This window comes from Azoarcus sp. CIB (genome assembly GCF_001190925.1).
GTDB lineage: Bacteria > Pseudomonadota > Gammaproteobacteria > Burkholderiales > Rhodocyclaceae > Aromatoleum.
Genome location: NZ_CP011072.1, coordinates 1,513,722 through 1,529,881 on the forward strand (window position 1 = coordinate 1,513,722; position 16,160 = coordinate 1,529,881).

9 protein-coding genes are annotated in these 16,160 nt (G+C 61.1%); all 9 read right to left on the minus strand.

The genetic code is table 11. The features are described 5' to 3' along the window. Positions 1 to 10: 10 nt before the first annotated feature. A complete protein-coding gene (locus AzCIB_RS06665; RefSeq protein ID WP_050415172.1) occupies positions 11 to 2,170 on the minus strand; it encodes a hypothetical protein in 2,160 nt (719 codons plus the stop codon). Next, positions 2,167 to 3,054 (minus strand): hypothetical protein, encoded by an 888-nt coding sequence (locus tag AzCIB_RS06670; protein WP_050415173.1) that lies wholly within the window; start codon positions 3,052 to 3,054, stop codon positions 2,167 to 2,169. Before AzCIB_RS06670 ends, AzCIB_RS06665 begins: the two co-directional genes overlap by 4 nt. Next, positions 3,051 to 5,825 (minus strand): Mks condensin complex protein MksF, encoded by a 2,775-nt coding sequence (locus AzCIB_RS06675; protein WP_198149630.1) that lies wholly within the window; start codon positions 5,823 to 5,825, stop codon positions 3,051 to 3,053. The genes AzCIB_RS06670 and AzCIB_RS06675 overlap by 4 nt, the downstream gene beginning before the upstream one ends. Next, a complete protein-coding gene (locus AzCIB_RS06680) occupies positions 5,822 to 6,382 on the minus strand; it encodes a condensin complex protein MksE (protein WP_198149631.1) in 561 nt (186 codons plus the stop codon). Before AzCIB_RS06680 ends, AzCIB_RS06675 begins: the two co-directional genes overlap by 4 nt. A 38-nt stretch (positions 6,383 to 6,420) precedes the next feature. Continuing rightward, positions 6,421 to 7,677: an MksB family condensin complex protein gene (locus AzCIB_RS06685; RefSeq protein ID WP_050415175.1), complete on the minus strand. Its 1,257-nt coding sequence runs from the start codon at positions 7,675 to 7,677 to the stop codon at positions 6,421 to 6,423. Between the two features lie 165 nt (positions 7,678 to 7,842). Further along, the gene (locus AzCIB_RS06690; protein ID WP_050415176.1) at positions 7,843 to 8,568 is read right to left on the minus strand and encodes a hypothetical protein; all 726 of its coding nucleotides are present in this window, start codon (positions 8,566 to 8,568) and stop codon (positions 7,843 to 7,845) included. A 5-nt stretch (positions 8,569 to 8,573) separates the two neighbouring features. Beyond that, positions 8,574 to 10,568, minus strand: coding sequence for a BREX-3 system phosphatase PglZ (gene pglZ, locus AzCIB_RS06695; RefSeq protein ID WP_050415177.1), 1,995 nt, complete (start codon positions 10,566 to 10,568; stop codon positions 8,574 to 8,576). Beyond that, positions 10,565 to 13,372 (minus strand): DEAD/DEAH box helicase, encoded by a 2,808-nt coding sequence (locus AzCIB_RS06700; protein WP_050415178.1) that lies wholly within the window; start codon positions 13,370 to 13,372, stop codon positions 10,565 to 10,567. Before AzCIB_RS06700 ends, pglZ begins: the two co-directional genes overlap by 4 nt. After that, positions 13,372 to 16,158 (minus strand): DNA methyltransferase, encoded by a 2,787-nt coding sequence (locus AzCIB_RS06705; protein WP_050415179.1) that lies wholly within the window; start codon positions 16,156 to 16,158, stop codon positions 13,372 to 13,374. Before AzCIB_RS06705 ends, AzCIB_RS06700 begins: the two co-directional genes overlap by 1 nt. Positions 16,159 to 16,160: the final 2 nt, after the last annotated feature.

Sequence of the window (16,160 nt, forward strand, 5' to 3'; positions counted from 1 at the left end):
GGGCACAGTATCAAATGTCCAGCTTCCTCCAGATCACCTCATCTGTGATGGCTTTCGCAAAGGCGGCAGCGGTGAAACCGTTCGGATAGAGGGTGCCATCCACATCCTCGCCGTCGAGCCAGTTTGCCTCGTCGCGCAGCGCTATCAAAAACTCGGTCATGCCGACCTTTGGATGTCCAGAGAAGCGCTCTCGATCGAAATCCGGTGATGTGTCGATGATCCAGGCGTGCACTTGCGGCTGGGCTGGTAGTGAATCGAGCTCGAGGTCGCGTTTCAGTGACTCGGGAAGATCCGCCTGAAGGCTGCCGAGCTTTCGCTGCAGTTGTCGTCCTGCCATACGCAGCGTACTCGTTCGATGATGCCAGGCGGCCTCGAGCGTCTGGCGGACATATCCTGACTTGATCTCGAACACGAACAGGTGTCCATCGCGGCTGGCGATCAGATCTATCTCGCCGGGGGGTTCGCCATCGCCATCGGAAGGCTCAAAGCCGACGACGGTTCGGAAGCCCTGTTCCTCCATTTGCTCGGCCAAGCGCTTTTCGATGCGAAAGGTTTCGTCCCTCGCATCGGGTCGGAGCGGACGAACTCGCCGGAGATTGTTCACCACCGCTGTCGGCACGTCCTGTGTCGTCAGTACCCAAGGTAGGGTGAAGACGTAGTCGCCGAGCTTCAGATACGGCAACTCGGCGAAGCTGCCCTTCAATTGACGTTGATCGCGATGGATCAAATCCGGGCTCGTGGCGAGATCGTTGCCCCAGAAGGCTAGCAACGCGGAAGCTGCCTCATCGCTACCCGAGGGCTGTTCTTCTGTCGCCGTGAATTGGCGCAGCATGCTCAGCTTTTCGTCGTGGCGAGCAAATAGAAGGGGGTACCGTTGTTGCAGGCCGTCGAGCATTCCATGCTCGATGATCTCGCGCAACGCAGGAGCCCAATTCCCATGCGTTTGGAAGGCCTGTGCGAACGGCATTAACAAGGTCGTCCGATAGTGCTCGCGTGCCATCTCAATCGCCAGGCAGGCTTGATCGATGCGGACCCGCGTGCCTTTGCCCAGATCGACCTCATCCTCAATCCCGAAGAGGCTGTGTAGCACCGCAAGATCCGAAAACGCACGAACGGTGGCTTCGTCGCCTTCGCGGGCAGGGATCTTGTCGTCGTTCGCGCCCTCTTGCGAAGCCAAGGCGGCATAGGCAATTGCTTGCCAGTAATTCGACAGCACTTGGCCTCGTACCTGCCCGGTTACCCACGCTTTGAAGCTGTTCCCGGGTGAGATTGCATGGTCGAGCCGTTCCGGCGTATGCCCATCGTGGTACCCGTGGTCGAAACAAAATTGACTGATCTCCCGTTGCCGGAAAGCATCGAGCCGCAGTTGTGCGTCGATGTATTGCTCGAAGCGAGCAAGGGTTCGTGCGCAGGCGCCGCCGTCCGCGTAGTGTGGAAGAAGCAGCGGATACAGACGTTGTTGAAAGGTCACCCGGAGCTTCTCCTCCGTGACGATGAGCTCGTCCTCTGTGCAGTGGGTGAGCCTGCGCGCGAGAAGCCGGCTAACCGCTTCGTTGAACGCGGGATAGCGGAACTCGGGGAGTGGAATAACAGCATTGGGTCGCGACAGACCGAGCAGGGGCGGCAGCTCGGTCTTGAATGCGGAAACGCTCGCGGTAACCAGCAGGTCGAGCAGTGGCAGATCGGCCAGCTTGTCGTAAGCCTGGTCAGCGTCGCGGCGCAAGTGCTCGTAACGTTGCCATAGCCCTCGACATTCCTTTACGAAGCCGCGATAGCCCTTCTGCTCGGAGGTCAGCAGGCTCTGCAGGGCCTTCCAGCGTGAAGACTCCGGGTCGAGAAAAGCCCGCGAGTAGCGGATTGCTCGCTTGCAGGCTGCGGGTGCCACGGTCAATGCTCGTTGCAGTTCTGCGAAGCTGTAATCGCCGGCGCGGGTGAAATATCTCGCCAGCGAGAGTGAAAACCCTTCAGTGTGGAATACCGAGTCGGGACAGCTTGACCAGAAGGCGCTCGTCCACAGTGCGGCATCCTTTCCAGCAGGGGTTGTGCCCGTGGAGGACTTCCCGTCCAGATAGCGGTGGATGACTGCGACCGCGGCTTCCTCGTGAGAGGCGCCTTGCCCTGTGAGCTTTAAGAACCACTTGTCGTAGTGGGAAAGCGCGTCGAACATCATTCAGCCTCACTTCCGCGCAGCCATACCGCTTCGTGCTCCAGTGCTAACCCTTCGCGACTCATGGCAGCACAGAGCTCCAGAAGGTCGGCGGGGGGGCGGAGTGCGGCGAGCCGCGTCGTAGCTGCGACGAACTCTTGATGGGTGTTATGCCAGATCCGGTTGCTGCCGTACTTGCGCAGGAGATCGTGCCAGTTCGGCATCAGCCAGAACGAACAGGATGTCGTCAGTTGCTCTCTCAGTCGAACGAAGTTCTGCAGACCGATACCGTCGTAATCCGCAAAGAGGATGACTTCCGGCACGCGCGAGCGCTGCGCAAGCCATGTCACGAGGCGGCTCGGGATCTGTCCCGCGTAGTAGCCGATGCTTGCCCGCGTGTGTTGAGGCAACCAACTCGTGTCATCGAAGATGGCCTGGTTTTCGACCAGCCATAGCGGGCAGTCCGATTGCCAGGCGTCACTTTCCTGGATCGCCAGTACGCCGGCACCTGCGGATTTCGTTGCGGCAGAAAGGTCAAGTACGCGATCGTCGCTGTGCGTCCAACAGACGCCGTTGCCGACCGCCTTCAGCAAAAAATAATGGAATGAGTGGGTTGCCAGGCCTGCCTTGCTGTCACGATGGGTCGCGATGTTGGCTGCGCGTTGCGGGATATCTCGCGGCACCGTGGCAGGGGTTTCAGGCCGCAGGGTGCGCAAGTGGGCTTCAAGTCCGGCACGGTTGCCGATGCGGTACGCCACGCCGCGCCCTTGGGGGCGGGCGATGAGGAATCCAGTCCCGCGTGCGAGGACGTCGAGGGCCGCTCGTTGGGCGGGCGTGAACAGACTCGCCGGCGCTTCATCCCCTTGGGTCAGCAGTTTTTCCAAGGCGTCGGCGAGGGCTCGGCTCATGCCTGTGCCGCGCTCGCTTCGAGCGATTCGATGATCTGCCAGCTTTGCCGGCTGACTAGGTTATGGCCACTGCGACTGGTGATCGGCACGCAGTAGCGGGCCGTGATCAGCGGGGCAGGGGAGGCGAAGATCAGCGCAAAGCCGAAGTCTTCTGCGGTCTCGATCAGGCTGCGCTGGTTGCGTTGATCCAGTGCCGAGGCCTCGTCGAGGTAACAGACAGCCTGCACGTCGTGGCGCTTGTCCTTCATCTGGTGCAGCAGCGCAAGTCCAGTCACGAGCTTGGCCATCAGCACCGTCCCGTTCGAGGCCGCGCTATCGATATCGGTGAATGACTCGGGTTTGCGCCCGGTCTTGCCGACAATGAACTCCAATCGGAAAAAATGCTCGACCTTCAGGCAGCCGCGTACGGCGCCTTCGTCGATCAGCAAGGTCTTGGCGCGGTTGAGCGTTGCGTCGTCCAGTACGCTCTGATGATTGAAGAGCTCGAAAGTCTCACCGCTGCCAGCCTGTTCGGCCGTGCTGATGAGCTGCGCCATCGCCTCGACCAGCGGTGTCTCCTCGACCGGTTCGATCTTGAAGACCTCCAGGTCGGACAACTGTCGTCGGTTCACCAGGCGGTTGAATTCGCGCATTTTCCCCTGAAAGCGAAGCAGGCCGTCACGTAATTCACGCAGGCATGCGGTGACGTTGACCACCGCCGTTCGGGCCTTGCGCTCGAGTGCTTCGGCCTCCTGGGGTAGGTGCGCGGCAAAGCGGACGATCTGGTCGAGCTCCGTTTCCGGGTTGTCGGAGAACAGATACTTCGTCAGGCCGCCTGCATGCAGAACTGCCAGGTGGTTGCCAATGCGGTCATCGAGGTGGAGGAGCGTGCCGCAATCACGTTGATAGGTCTGCAAGTCTTCGGCCAGCGTGGCGAGCGCGATTTCATCGCTGCCGAGCCAGGGCTGATGTGGCAGATCGCCAAGCAGATCGAAGACGGGAGCGTCATCGCCGCGTCGATTGCGCAGGCTCACGATTTGCCTGTGCTGGTCTTCGAGGCGGGTGATGCGAGCCTGAACATCCTTGTGAGCGTTGCGCAGTCGGGAGGCGTCATCCTTTGAGTGCTCGAGCAGGCGTTCGATCTCCTCGACTCGGGCCTTCAGTACCCCCATCTCCTGTGTGCGTGCTTCCTGGCCAGCCCTTAGTTGCAGCAGTTCGTCGTAGTCGGTCAGCTCTTGGGTAATGCGGGCCAGATCGCGTTCCAACTTTGCCTTGTGCGCCCGGGCGGCATCAATTGCCTGTGCGGCTTCAAGCTGCTGTTGAAGTTGGGGCGCAAGGGCGCGCAGTTCTGCAAGCTGCCCCTGGATCTGATCACGCGAGCGTTGCTCGTGTTGCGCTGTCAGGCCGCGCAGATCGAACGCCAGTCCGGGCAGGGCGATTGCCGTGTCGCTCGAGCCCTGCAGCCAGGTCTTTAACCGTGCATGATCGACCTCGAAGGCGGTCGGCGACAAGGTCATCACCGGTGCCGCAAGGGCGCGGTTGAGCCGCTCCAGTTCGTCGTCATCAAGCTGCGCTCGCAAGCGCAGATAGAGGTTGTCGGCGAGAGTTTCGAGTTCGTTTCCGCAACGTTGTTGGTCGCGCTCGTTTGCTGCGATATCGCGCTGGATGTTCGCCACACTGCGATTGTCGGCCTGATGCACCAGAACGATCTGCGCTTCGAGCTGGTCACGGATCTCGCTATGCCGCTGCTCCAGCACCTCGCGCCCGGCAATCAGTTCGAAGCTGCGTGACAAGGAGGTGAGGCGGGTTTCCTGCTTCTGCAGTTCAACGAGCTTGCCGCTGGTCTGGCTCTGTTGCTTGACGAGATCACGGTCCCGCGTGGTGAGACCCTCTTCCTCTGCCTCGACGCGCGCCTGCTCGACCTGCAGCCGCGTCTTCTCTTCCCGCTGGTAGGCGTCCCATTCGCCGAGTCGCGCATCGATCAGGGGCCGAAAGTGCAGCACCTTGCCGCGCACCACACGGCGCGCATCGTGATCCCGCTCCAGCGTCGCGATCAGGGAGCGCTGCTTCATCGCGGCGTCGTACTGCGCCCGGTCGGCGTTGACCTCCGCAAAGGCCTTGTCCCATTCCGCCTTGAAGTCGATGCTCGCATCCGGAAGGTCATTGCGGAAAATCTCGAGCAGATAGGTCTTCACCTCTGCCGAGTTCAACCGGTCCAACCGCAACGTGCGGGTGAGCACGCGCTGGAAGATGGCCGCGTTGCTGACCTGTTCGAGCTTGAAGACGGTGAAATCCGGCTCATTGTCCTGGCGCTTGTGGCGCCGTCCGCCATAAAGTGCGTCGGCGAATTCGGGCGGGCTGTAGGCGTACACCAGTTGCCCGAACTGAAGCATGTGATCCCGCAGTTCGGGTTGCGGCACGGTGCTGCCATCGGGCAGTCGATAGTGTTCGAGGTCGAGCTCGCCCTTGTAGGCGAAGTATTCGTAATCGTGGCTTACCCCCTTTCCGACGCAGCCGAGCACCACAGTGCCGGTCGTTGGCAGGGCCACTTCCAGCAGGATGTAGGCGCTGTTATGGGGGAAGTAGAAGCGCCGGCTGGTGTCGACCTCGTGCGCACCGAAATCCATGCGCCGCTTATCGATGATCAGCAGGAATTGAAGCGCATTGATCAGGCTGGTCTTGCCGGTGTTGTTCGGCGCGATCAGAGACACCGCCGCATCGAGCGGAAGTTCGGCACGCTGGTAGCCCGCGCTGTTGAGCAGGGCGAGGCGCTGGAAACCATAGCGGATCACGCGTCGTCCTCCTCGACAGCAATGTCGTCGCCCAGCTCAGCGTCGCTCGCATCCGCTTCGCCGGTCGCATCACGATGAGCCAGTTCCTCGAAACGATCCAGATACCGGAACACCGCGGGCAGCAGTCGCCAACCCGCGCCATCGGCGATTGCGAAGCCGTAATTGGCGGCTGTGCGCATCAACTGCGTCAGTTGGTCCACTTCCGCCAGGTGCTCGGCCTTCAACAGCAGATTGTTTTTTTCGATGAGTGCCAGCAGAAGACCCTGGTCGATCGGCCATTCGGTGAAACGCGCCAGATGGACGCCCATGTCGGCCTTGAACTCGAAGATCAACATGAAGAGCAGCGCGAGCTGACGGGTGGTCTTGGTGACGTTGCTCGTGCCCTCGTCGGAATGGAACCAGGCGAAGCCCCTCCCATCGATGCGCAGCGCGTAGCCGAGTGCCGCGAACAGGGTTTCATACTGACCCTGCTCACGTTCCAGTTCCGCCCACAGGCGCTGCTGGGTCATGCGGTTCAGATGCTTACCGGCGTTGAGATGTTCGAACAGCTCGCGCAAGAACGGCAGGCGCTGCAGGTCTATGGATGAAGGCGCACTCATGAGGGATTGGTCGACAAGATGATTCGATGCGGGTGAAGCGTCACCCGAACGCTGTTCAGGGGCAGGGAGCAGGCGAACGCGGCTTGGATCGCTTGCCATTCGGGGCGCTGCGCGAGCTCGTGGTACAGCCGCAGCGTGGTGGCATCGCTCCAGGCGGGTTCGTAGCGATGCAGCCAGTCGAGCAGATTATCGATCGGCGCATCCCGGCGCAGCGCAGCCAGGAGGGCGTGCTCGTCGACGAGATCGACCATCGGTTCAGCAACCACACCATCGTCCTCCGGAAAACGGACTGCGGCCGGTGTGTAGCACAGCGCTTCACTCATCACTGACAACACCTCGCTTCCCACCGAGACCCGCCGCTGGAAGTCGCGCTGCCACAGCGGTAACTCGGCACCCCGGAGGGCGCGACGCAGCCCGCGTTTACGAATCTGCCCAAGCAAGTTGCTGATCGCGGAAGACAGGGCGTTGTGCTGCCGAAGCTCCTCGCGCAAAGGCAGCAAGGTGTCACTACACTGTTTCAGTACCTCGCGGCCAAGGCGGCGCAGTTCCTTGGCCTGGAACGCCACCTGCCGCATGGACAGGCGGTGCGAATACAGTGCGCCGCGCACCTCGAGCGTCTCCACCACGTGGTCGAGCGTTTGCTCTGCTTGTTCGAGGTAACGATAGAAAGAGCCCTCTGGGCCGCTGTCCATCATCTCGGCCATGGGTTCGACATAGTTGTCGTAGGCCTCCAGCACATCGGTGTAGCGTCGCGAAAGCGGGAGATTCGCGTCGGCAGCCTTGGCCCGTTCGGCCAGTTCCAGGATCGCGTGACGGTCCTGATCGAGCTGCTGGCTTATCTGGCGGAAGAGCTCAGCCAATTTGACCGCAGCACTGCGCATGCCGTCCGCCTGGTTCAGGGCGAGCGCATCGGCGAGCTGTGCGGTGGCGTCCTTGATTGCATCGACTCGCGCGCGCAGCACCTGCGATAGGCCGAGTTCGTGCTCGCGCGTCAGCCCGCGCACGAACTCGAGCACCTGGGGGTGAAGTTCGAGCGCATTGCCGCGTGGCAGCAGGCGCAGCAGATCCGCATTGACCAGCTGGCGCAGGGTGTCTTCCCGTTGTGCAGGCTCGAGTGTCGGGCAGGCACGGGCGATCACGGCCAAGGCCTGCTCGGGGTCGAAGGCCGGAAAATCACGCGTCAGCGGCACCACGGATTCAATGATTTCCCAGTGCGTGTAGAGGGCGAAGGTGAGGCTGCGGGGGGAGGGCATTCTGGTACGCAGACCTGTAGGGACTATTGACTAACCATGCTGGTCTGCAATCAGGTCGTCAAGGTCAGGTGGCAGGGGTATCGGCCGATGGCGGATTGTCAGCTATCAGTGTGGAGATGGGCTGCCTCTAGTTGGGCGCACAGGCTCGTGTACCGAGTTGGAGTCTCATAGCGCACTGCGCAGCGCGACAAACTGATTGCTGGGGCCTTCGGATCGCACCTCCAGCGTCTGGCTATTCGACATCACATAGCCAAGCGGCTGGTCGAGTACGAACGGGTAGATGACTGCCAACGATTGCAGTGTCGCCAATGAGATGGCCTTCTGCTGGTAGCGCAGTGCGGACTCAACCAACCATGCCACCATCTTGTCGTTCTTCAGTCTTCTGGCCTGCAACCGGACTAGTCGTTTGCCATTCTCCACACGCTCGATCGCCCCCCAATTCGCTTGCGTCTGAATCACGGCTTGTGTGGCGCGCTTTGTCACCTCGCGGTCACCGTACACCTCACTGATGCGGCGGTGGATTTCGGACACCGCGCAATCACCCTGGATCGACGTTAACCGCCCAGTGAACTCGGCGACCTTTCCGAAGTACGGGTAGGTGGCGATTGCCGCACCCCATGCGAAAACAGCAAGCTCCCCGGGATCTTCGGTGCCTTTGAAGATTTGCGCGCCACGGTCGATGAGGTCAACCAGATCGGCCCTCGGTTCAAGCGCGAGCGCGTTCAATTTCGTGCGTGTCTTTGCCTTTGCCTCTTTCCCAAGGCCGGCGACATCCAGCAGCTCATTCAGCTTATCGAGACTGGCCATACCTGCGCGCACCTTAAGCGCAGCAGTCACCCAATCCAGCTGTATGAACCGGTCGAAGCCGATTTGAGGGGCTGTCGGAATCATTCAGTTCAACTCACATAACTAATCTTGACGAAAGGCACCAACAGCTCTTCGACCGAGATGCCGCCGTGGACGACGGCTGGTTCTCCTTGTTGCATAAAGGCAGCGCGTCCGCCCGCGAATAAGGTCATGAAGTTCGCCGGTAGTCCAGCGACATCAAGACGGTAGGTGTTCGGATTCGCAGCCGCCGACTCGGACACCAGGGTCTCACTGCGGTAAGTCCGAACGCGCTCACCACGCAGCTCTGGTGCCACCCCTTGGTTGGGCCGTCCTTGGCCAACCGCTTCCACATTTCCGTGGTCGGCGGTCAGGTAGACGTGGAAGCCTTTGTCGAGCAGCAGCGAGAACAGTTGGTCGACGAAGCCGCTCTCACACCAGCTTTCGATTTGGGTGGCGATGCCGCGCTTACCCAACACGGCGCCGTGCACGATCTCATCGATCGTGTCGACCACAATGCCAGCGGCCCTGATCGATGGCGCTGAAATGGCCGCGCCCAGTTCCGCCAACTGATCCGTTCGCTTGATGCCCTTGCGGTACATGACCTCATTGGCGCGCAGCCCTTGGTCTTGCCAAAACCGCGACCACTGCGTCGGCTCCGGCGAGGTGGACTCGATCGTGTCGGCGAACTCTCGTGGTTTGAGTCCCGAGAACAACGCCTGCCGGGATACCGATGTCAGCGTCGGAAGCCAGGCAAAGCACGCGCTTTCCTCGAACCCGAGCTTGGGCGCTCGCTTAGCCAGAGCCTCGCGGATCTGAACCCACTGGTCCACGGCAAGTCCATCGAACACCAGCAGGGCAATCTTGGCCTCGCCGGCACCGCGCCGCATTGAAAGAAAGCGCGGCACGTGATGCACCATGACCGGTCCTTTGGCTACAGGCAGCGAAGGCAGGTCGGCATAGTGCTTTGTCACCCATTGCCGCAGACGCTCGTCAGTGGAGGCTTGCAGCTCTGCGATCGCGGCTTTCAGCCCTTCGGCGCGCACCGTGTCCAAGGCATGAAACCGGGCAAGCACCTCGCCGAACCGGCGAGACAAGTTGGCCCAATCGCGGAAGGAAGACTCCAGCGTTGGCAGCGACTGAAGAATGCCTTTGATGCCCTCGGCGACCAGGTTCCTCAGTGCGAGCGGATCTTGGACGATGCCCACCTTCGCCCACTCAGGGATGCTGACAGCAGCGCCCTGAACGGCGAGCGGGTGAAGCAGGCCGTCGAGGAACATCGAGTCGACCAGCACCCGAACATCCGGATGCTCAAACGGCACGTCGGCCTTGGCTAGGAAATCCGCCGGCGTGGGTTCCCCGGTACGTGTACCCGTCAACCCAAGGCGTGACAGGTAGCGGTACCAAGCGTCCTGCACGACCCGTAGCAATGTGCTCTTCGAGGCGAACAGCTCGCTGATCGGCAGATCCTTGAACGCCGCGTGATCGCCAAGCACGTGCGCAACGTGGCCTGCCAGAACCAGCGGCAGACCGGAATCGCGGTAGTGCAACCGCAGCAACTCCCGCCACAGGTCCTCGGGGCGCGAAATTAGGTGCGGACTGATCTTGAAGATGTGGGTCAGGACGAACTCTTTGGTCGCAGACTCGCCCAAGGCCTGCGACGCATGCTTCGATTGCGCAGCGAACAGCGCTTCATGGTTTTCTGCGCCGATCTGTCGAACGACGGGATAGCTGAGCCTGGAGAACAGGTTGGCAAGGCTCAGGCTGACCCGGCGTGCTTGCCTCAGGTAGTCCCAGGGCAAATCGCTGACGTTGGTGCCACGCAGGTGCAACACCAGGGCCTTGGCAGGCGCCGCTTCACCACGGTCCCAAGCGCTGCGGTACCGATCCTCATACTCGGCGCGGAACGCGACCGAGTCCTCAAACGGCAGCACCTCGAAACCACGTTCTCGCAAGCCTGACAGCACCTGCTCATCCAGGAGCACATCGTCGGGGTCGGCAGCAATCCACAGACGGGACAGGTCTGCCGGAAACTCCTTGAGGATGCGTTCAATCCATGGGCTCATACGGCCCCCACCCGAAGCATCATCACTGCGTTGAGGTCCGGCACGCTCGCCTCTGCGTCATCCAACGAGGCCATCCGCACCTGGTGTTCGGCATCCAGCCGTTTGCGGCGATGCTCGCGAACAGCAGGCAAGCCGATTCGACCAATGGCCTGGTAGCGTGCCTCGTAGGCGTACTTGGCGCGCTCCCGTTCTTCCTTCAGCCGTGAACGGTGCTCCCCGAGCAGTTCTGAGAACAGCCGCTCACCTTGGGTCTTGGCAGCCGTCATGGAGGCTTCGAACCACTGCACCGCCTGCTCGGTGGTGGTGGCGCCCTTGATTTCGATGGCTTCCGTCAACAGCAGGTCCCAGATGCGCTTGGCCGTGGGCACAAAGGTCCGCCCGTCGTCTGTTGCGAAGACGGGCAGGAAGCGCTTTCGGCTGAGACCTTCAGCGGACAGGCTGATCTCCCACAGTGACCAGACACCCTGCACAGCCTCAGGCAGGCCGGTGATCTTGACCACCGGCAGGGGCTGACCAGCAACGCAACGGGACAGCTCGCTGATCACCGCTCTGGCGCGCGGGTCCTCCAACGTGACCCATTCCAGATCCGGGTTCTGTTCCGCCGTCCTGGCGTCAAAGCAAACCCTGGTGGACTCGCTGCCGTCCACCCACTTCACGCGCCATGCGTCACCCGTTTTCAGGGCACTGCCGCCACGTGCCGGCAAACCGGAGGTGATGGCGCGCTCCAGCCAAAACTGCGCCGGGTGGTCGCGCCACTTGCGGGCATCGTCGGCGTCCAGCGCATGGGCATCCGTCAACAGGTCGCTGTTCTTGCGTTCGTCGGCGACCTTATCTCGAACCTGATTGATCACGGCGTCACACGCCTTGTCGATCGAACCAGGGTCTTGCAGGCCCTGCACGAACACCTCATCGAACATCGCCTCCGCCTCGACTGAGTCCATCACGTCCGAGGCCTTGTCCACCCCGAATTCCTGGGCAATGACTTCGAGCTTGGTCTCCAGCACCTGGCGGACGCGGTGCTCCACCGTGTCTTCGAGAACGAAGTTGATGGCCCGCACCACATGGCGCTGGCCGATACGGTCCACGCGGCCAATGCGCTGCTCGATGCGCATCGGGTTCCACGGCATGTCGAAGTTGACGATGACATGGCAGAACTGCAGGTTCAGGCCCTCGCCGCCAGCGTCGGTGGAGACCAGAACCCGAACATCCTGCGAGAAGGCCTGCTGCGCCTTGGTGCGCGTATCCAGGTCCATGCTGCCGTTGAGCAGGGCCACAGAGAAGCCACGGCTTTCGAGGAAGCCTGCCAGCATGGCCTGCGTCGGCACGAACTCCGTGAAGATCAGGACCTTCATGGTCGGGTCGTTCTCTTCCTGCTGCAGCTTGTAGATCAGCTCGAGCAAGGCTTCGGCCTTCGCGTCTGTGCCTTGGGCCTCCGTTTCCCGGGCCAAGGTCAGCAGCAGGTCCACCTCGGCCTTCTCCTGTACCCAGCCTGAGGTCTGCACCGCGATGTCCACCTGGCTCTGGCCGTCCAGCTCGGCCCACTCGTCCATCTCGGTCGAATCGAACAGCGATGCCTGCGGTTGGGGGTCATTGAGCAACGCCTGCCGCTTCTCCAGCGTGGTGCGAATCGCCGCTGTGCTGGACGTCACCAGCCGCTGCATCAAGATCATCAAGAACCCGATGTGCCGCTGCTTAGCCGCCAGTGCCTGGTTGTAGCCATGGCGAACGTAGTCGGTGACCGCCTCGTACAGGCGCTGCTGGGCGCCGTGCCGGTCTTGCCACGCCACGGCCTGGAGACGGGTGACGCGAGGCTTGAACAGCGGCTGGCCCTCCGCATCGATCGCATTGCGCTTCTCGGTGCGAATGACGAACGGCCGCACGCGATCTCGGCTGACGCTGCCTTCATCCGGGAACGATTCCCGGTCAATCAACTGCATCAGGCGCAGGAACTGGTCGGTCTTGCCCTGGTGCGGCGTGGCCGACAGCAGCAGCAGGTAGGGCGCCGCTTCGGCCAACGCTGCGCCCAGCTTGTAGCGTGCCACCTGGTCGGTGCTGCCACCCATGCGGTGCGACTCGTCGATGATCACCAGATCCCAAGACGCCGAAATCAAGTCCTCGAAGCGTTCGCGGTTGTAGTTGTTCAGCTGCTCCAGGCTCCAACCCTTGCGGCCCTCGATCGGCTTGACCGAGTCCAGTGAGCAGATCACCTGGTCGTGCAGCCGCCAGAGGTTTTCTTCGTCGTTGCGCCACTGCCGGAAGGCGGCCAGTTCGGCCGGGTCGACGAACTGCAACTTCTCCCCGAAGTGCAGGCGCATCTCGGCCTGCCACTGGCGCACCAGCCCCTTGGGCGCCACCACCAGCACCCGCTTGGCCATGCCGCGCAACTTCAGTTCGCGCAGGATCAGTCCGGCCTCAATGGTCTTGCCCAGGCCTACCTCGTCCGCCAACAGGTACCGAATGCGGTGCTGGCTCATCGCGCGGTTCAGCGCATAGAGCTGGTGCGGCAACGGGACCACGCTGGACTGGATAGGGGCCAGCAGCAGGTTGTCCTCCAGGGCATCCAGCAGCTTGGCCGCCGCTGCGGTGTGGAGGATGTGCTCGACCGTCGGCTGGATGCTGTCGAGCTGGGCCAGGTCCTGCGAGCGCGCGCGCACCACCGCGTCTTTGGTGGGCAGCCACACGCGGTAGGCGGTTTCCCCCCACATGTCCTGCCTGTCCACCACGCGGCAAGGCGCTGCGTGGCGCGCGTGCCAGCACCACGCGCCGACGGCGTGCCCATCTGCGGTTTGGCCGCTCTCCGCCATCAGGCCCCAGCCTCCGTTCGCGTGAGCGCCTGGTCGTACCAGAGCAGCAGTTTCTCGTCTTCTTGCAGCGCCTCTTCGGGGATCTTCTGGGCGATCGCGATGATGGCCCCGTAGTTCTTGGCGGCCCAAGCTGCCTTGAACCCAGCTCGCAACACCTCCAGGCGGAATTCCTTCAGCTTGCGACCAGTCGCTGATTGGTACCCCTCGAACTCCTTCAGAAGCGCCTTCTCGCGCCTCTTCTCCAAGTCATGGGCCTTGTTCGGGTCAGGTACATACCAGCGTTCCTGGGCCTTTGCCTTTAAGCGAGGATCGACTTTGTCCAGGCCTCTGTAGTCATGGAAGTTCTTCGATAAGTAGTTCGATATCTGGGAAGGAACTTCGCTGGTACCGTCGTACTGTAGGAAGTTGTTCTCCAGCAATGCCGACAGCTCCGGTTTTGCCTCGTGCTTCTTCCAGCCAGCACCCAACTGGGTGATGAACTCGGGGTGGATCTCTTGGTAGGTGGATGGACGCGACTTTAGGAAGTCGGCAAGCCAGTCAATGGCGCTGCGCTCGTCGCTGACAAACAATTCCATCTGTGGTGCTTGCGCCACCAAAGCACGCTTTTTGTCGTACGCGGCCACTTGGTCTGACAAGAAGACCATGCCATCACGCTCGGGGAAGCGACTGCGAAGGCCGTCTAAGAACTCGTCGCTTGACAGCGGAACCGGAGCGTCGTGGCGCACGAACCATGCGACCAAGCGATCGTAGATACGCCGTGGATCTCGCTCAACAATAAACTCCAGACCACCGTCTTTCACTTTGACCACCGACAACTGCCTTAAGTGCGTCTGCACAAAGTCCCAGGCTGAGTCGGGAGTAGGACCACGTTGGGCGAAGCGCTGCTCAAGCCCACCGTTTGGCTTATAGGCTGAGATCACCAGATCCTGCTTCACGGCAGTAGTGGAGGTGACCTGCCGATAGCTGCCTTGCAGCTTGTCCAGCGCAGTGACCTCGGCGACTACGAAGCCCGCTTGCTGCAAAGCTACCTGGATCGCGTTCCATACTGAGGCCCTGCTGTTTGAAAAGACAACCGTCATCCAGCGTCCGGGCTTGAGCACGCGGTGATACTCCAAGAAACACCGCTGCATCAAGCGCTGATACTCGGGAAGCGCTTTTTTCTTAAATCGGTCAATGATCGCTTCGGGTTGGGCGTCAGTGATGACGCCGTGCCACGCTTCGACTAGGAAATTTAGGTCTGCGTAGTAGATGTTTTCGCCGAAGGGTGGGTCTGTGAAGATGTAGTCGACGCTTTCGTCGGGCAAGCCAAGCCTCGCTGCCGTACCTGTCGTGACGAATGTGTTGTCAGCCTTCGTCCATGAGCCACTGAAGGCAGCGACTAGTCTTCCTAGCTTTCCTTCGAACTGATACCACGGACTGACCTCACTCGAGATCGAAGACACGTAGTAGACGCCAGGCATATCGAGGCCGACCTGAGACCCCCCAATCTTTCCGTATTGGATTGGTTTATATCGGTTCAGCACCGACATTCCACGGATTCCCTGCTCCACCATAAACAGCAGAAATGCTCGAACCCGTTTGTCGGGGTGTGTGTGCACCCTTTCCCACAGTTTGCCCATGGCCTGTGCGGCCCTTGCGAGGAAGAAGTGGTGAATGTGCGTGATACCGGAATAGTCCATCCGCGCACGCTCATGCGTCATGTGCATTGGTGGAAGGTCGCGGGTGGGCACTTCCTTTGGTAGATCAAGCAACTCGATGCGAGCTAGCAGTGCCAGATCGGCGGCATCTGGCTTCTTCTCGTACTTGACTTTCCCAACCTGGTAGGAAATCAAGGTTGGCGCCCGCTTAGGAACCTTGATGGTCTTTCCTGTCGCGGCATCGACTTTGGCCGTATACAGCCGTTCGAGACGCTGTTTGGTAAGACCGGAACCACAATGCGGGCACGGAAAGTCATCTCTAACGCGCTTAGTTTCTGCATCGAGCGCTTCCTCAGTGAAGTTCACTTCGCCTGAGCACTCTGGGCAGCTGTAAAGCTGGCTCCACACCGTGTAATCGATCCGCCCCTTGGTTTTGCCATCTGTGTGCAAGGTCTCGTACATCCAGCCTATTTCGTGTTCGAGGTCCCTAAGCAACTGCTTACCAGCCCGGGCGAAGGCGTCAGCATCGAACGGGAGGTTGTAGTTAGCAGCGATGAACGTAGCGGCCGGCGACAGGTCGTTCAACACCACACGGCGTGTGCCCCACTGAGGGGTAGGTTTGCCTTCCTTTTTCCAGGCCAATTCCACTTCGTGGCGGTAGACGGCCGGTGCGCGGTCGCACCACTGCGCCGCCACGCCGGTCATGCCGGAGCCAGCAAAGCCGTCAAGCACTACATCGCCGGGTTGTGTGTAGTGCAGGATGGAAGGCACGATGGCCAAGTGCGGCACTTTGGTGTGGTACGAGTGCGCCTTGTAGAGGGCGTCAGTCTTTCCCTCGGAAACGTCAATGGCCAACGGTTCGCGGGAGTACTTGGCGTCTGGGTCGTATGGTCTGCCGTAATGCTTTACAAAGTCGCACAGCCACGGATTTGGGCATGCCGTGTAGTACGGTGGGTCCGACATCGCCAGGATGGCTTCATCGGTGCCCTGCGGGAACCCTTCGGTCTTCCGGAACGCCGGGTCCTTCAGCTTCTCGGCCAGCAGTTCCGAGAAGTGTTCGCGACGGGCCTGCTCACTTGGGAACTTGATGCCCAAGCATTCGACTGGGCCTGATGCTGCCTTTTGATGGTCTTTGTATAGGTCGTTCATAA

Excerpts from the sequence above, each read along its gene's own strand:
- AzCIB_RS06705 (WP_050415179.1), bottom strand. The coding sequence starts at position 16,158 with ATGAACGACCTATACAAAGACCATCAAAAGGCAGCATCAGGCCCAGTC.
- AzCIB_RS06690 (WP_050415176.1), bottom strand. The coding sequence starts at position 8,568 with ATGATTCCGACAGCCCCTCAAATCGGCTTCGACCGGTTCATACAGCTG.
- AzCIB_RS06700 (WP_050415178.1), bottom strand. The coding sequence starts at position 13,372 with ATGGCGGAGAGCGGCCAAACCGCAGATGGGCACGCCGTCGGCGCGTGG.
- AzCIB_RS06665 (WP_050415172.1), bottom strand. The coding sequence starts at position 2,170 with ATGATGTTCGACGCGCTTTCCCACTACGACAAGTGGTTCTTAAAGCTC.
- AzCIB_RS06685 (WP_050415175.1), bottom strand. The coding sequence starts at position 7,677 with ATGCCCTCCCCCCGCAGCCTCACCTTCGCCCTCTACACGCACTGGGAA.
- AzCIB_RS06670 (WP_050415173.1), bottom strand. The coding sequence starts at position 3,054 with ATGAGCCGAGCCCTCGCCGACGCCTTGGAAAAACTGCTGACCCAAGGG.
- pglZ (WP_050415177.1), bottom strand. The coding sequence starts at position 10,568 with ATGAGCCCATGGATTGAACGCATCCTCAAGGAGTTTCCGGCAGACCTG.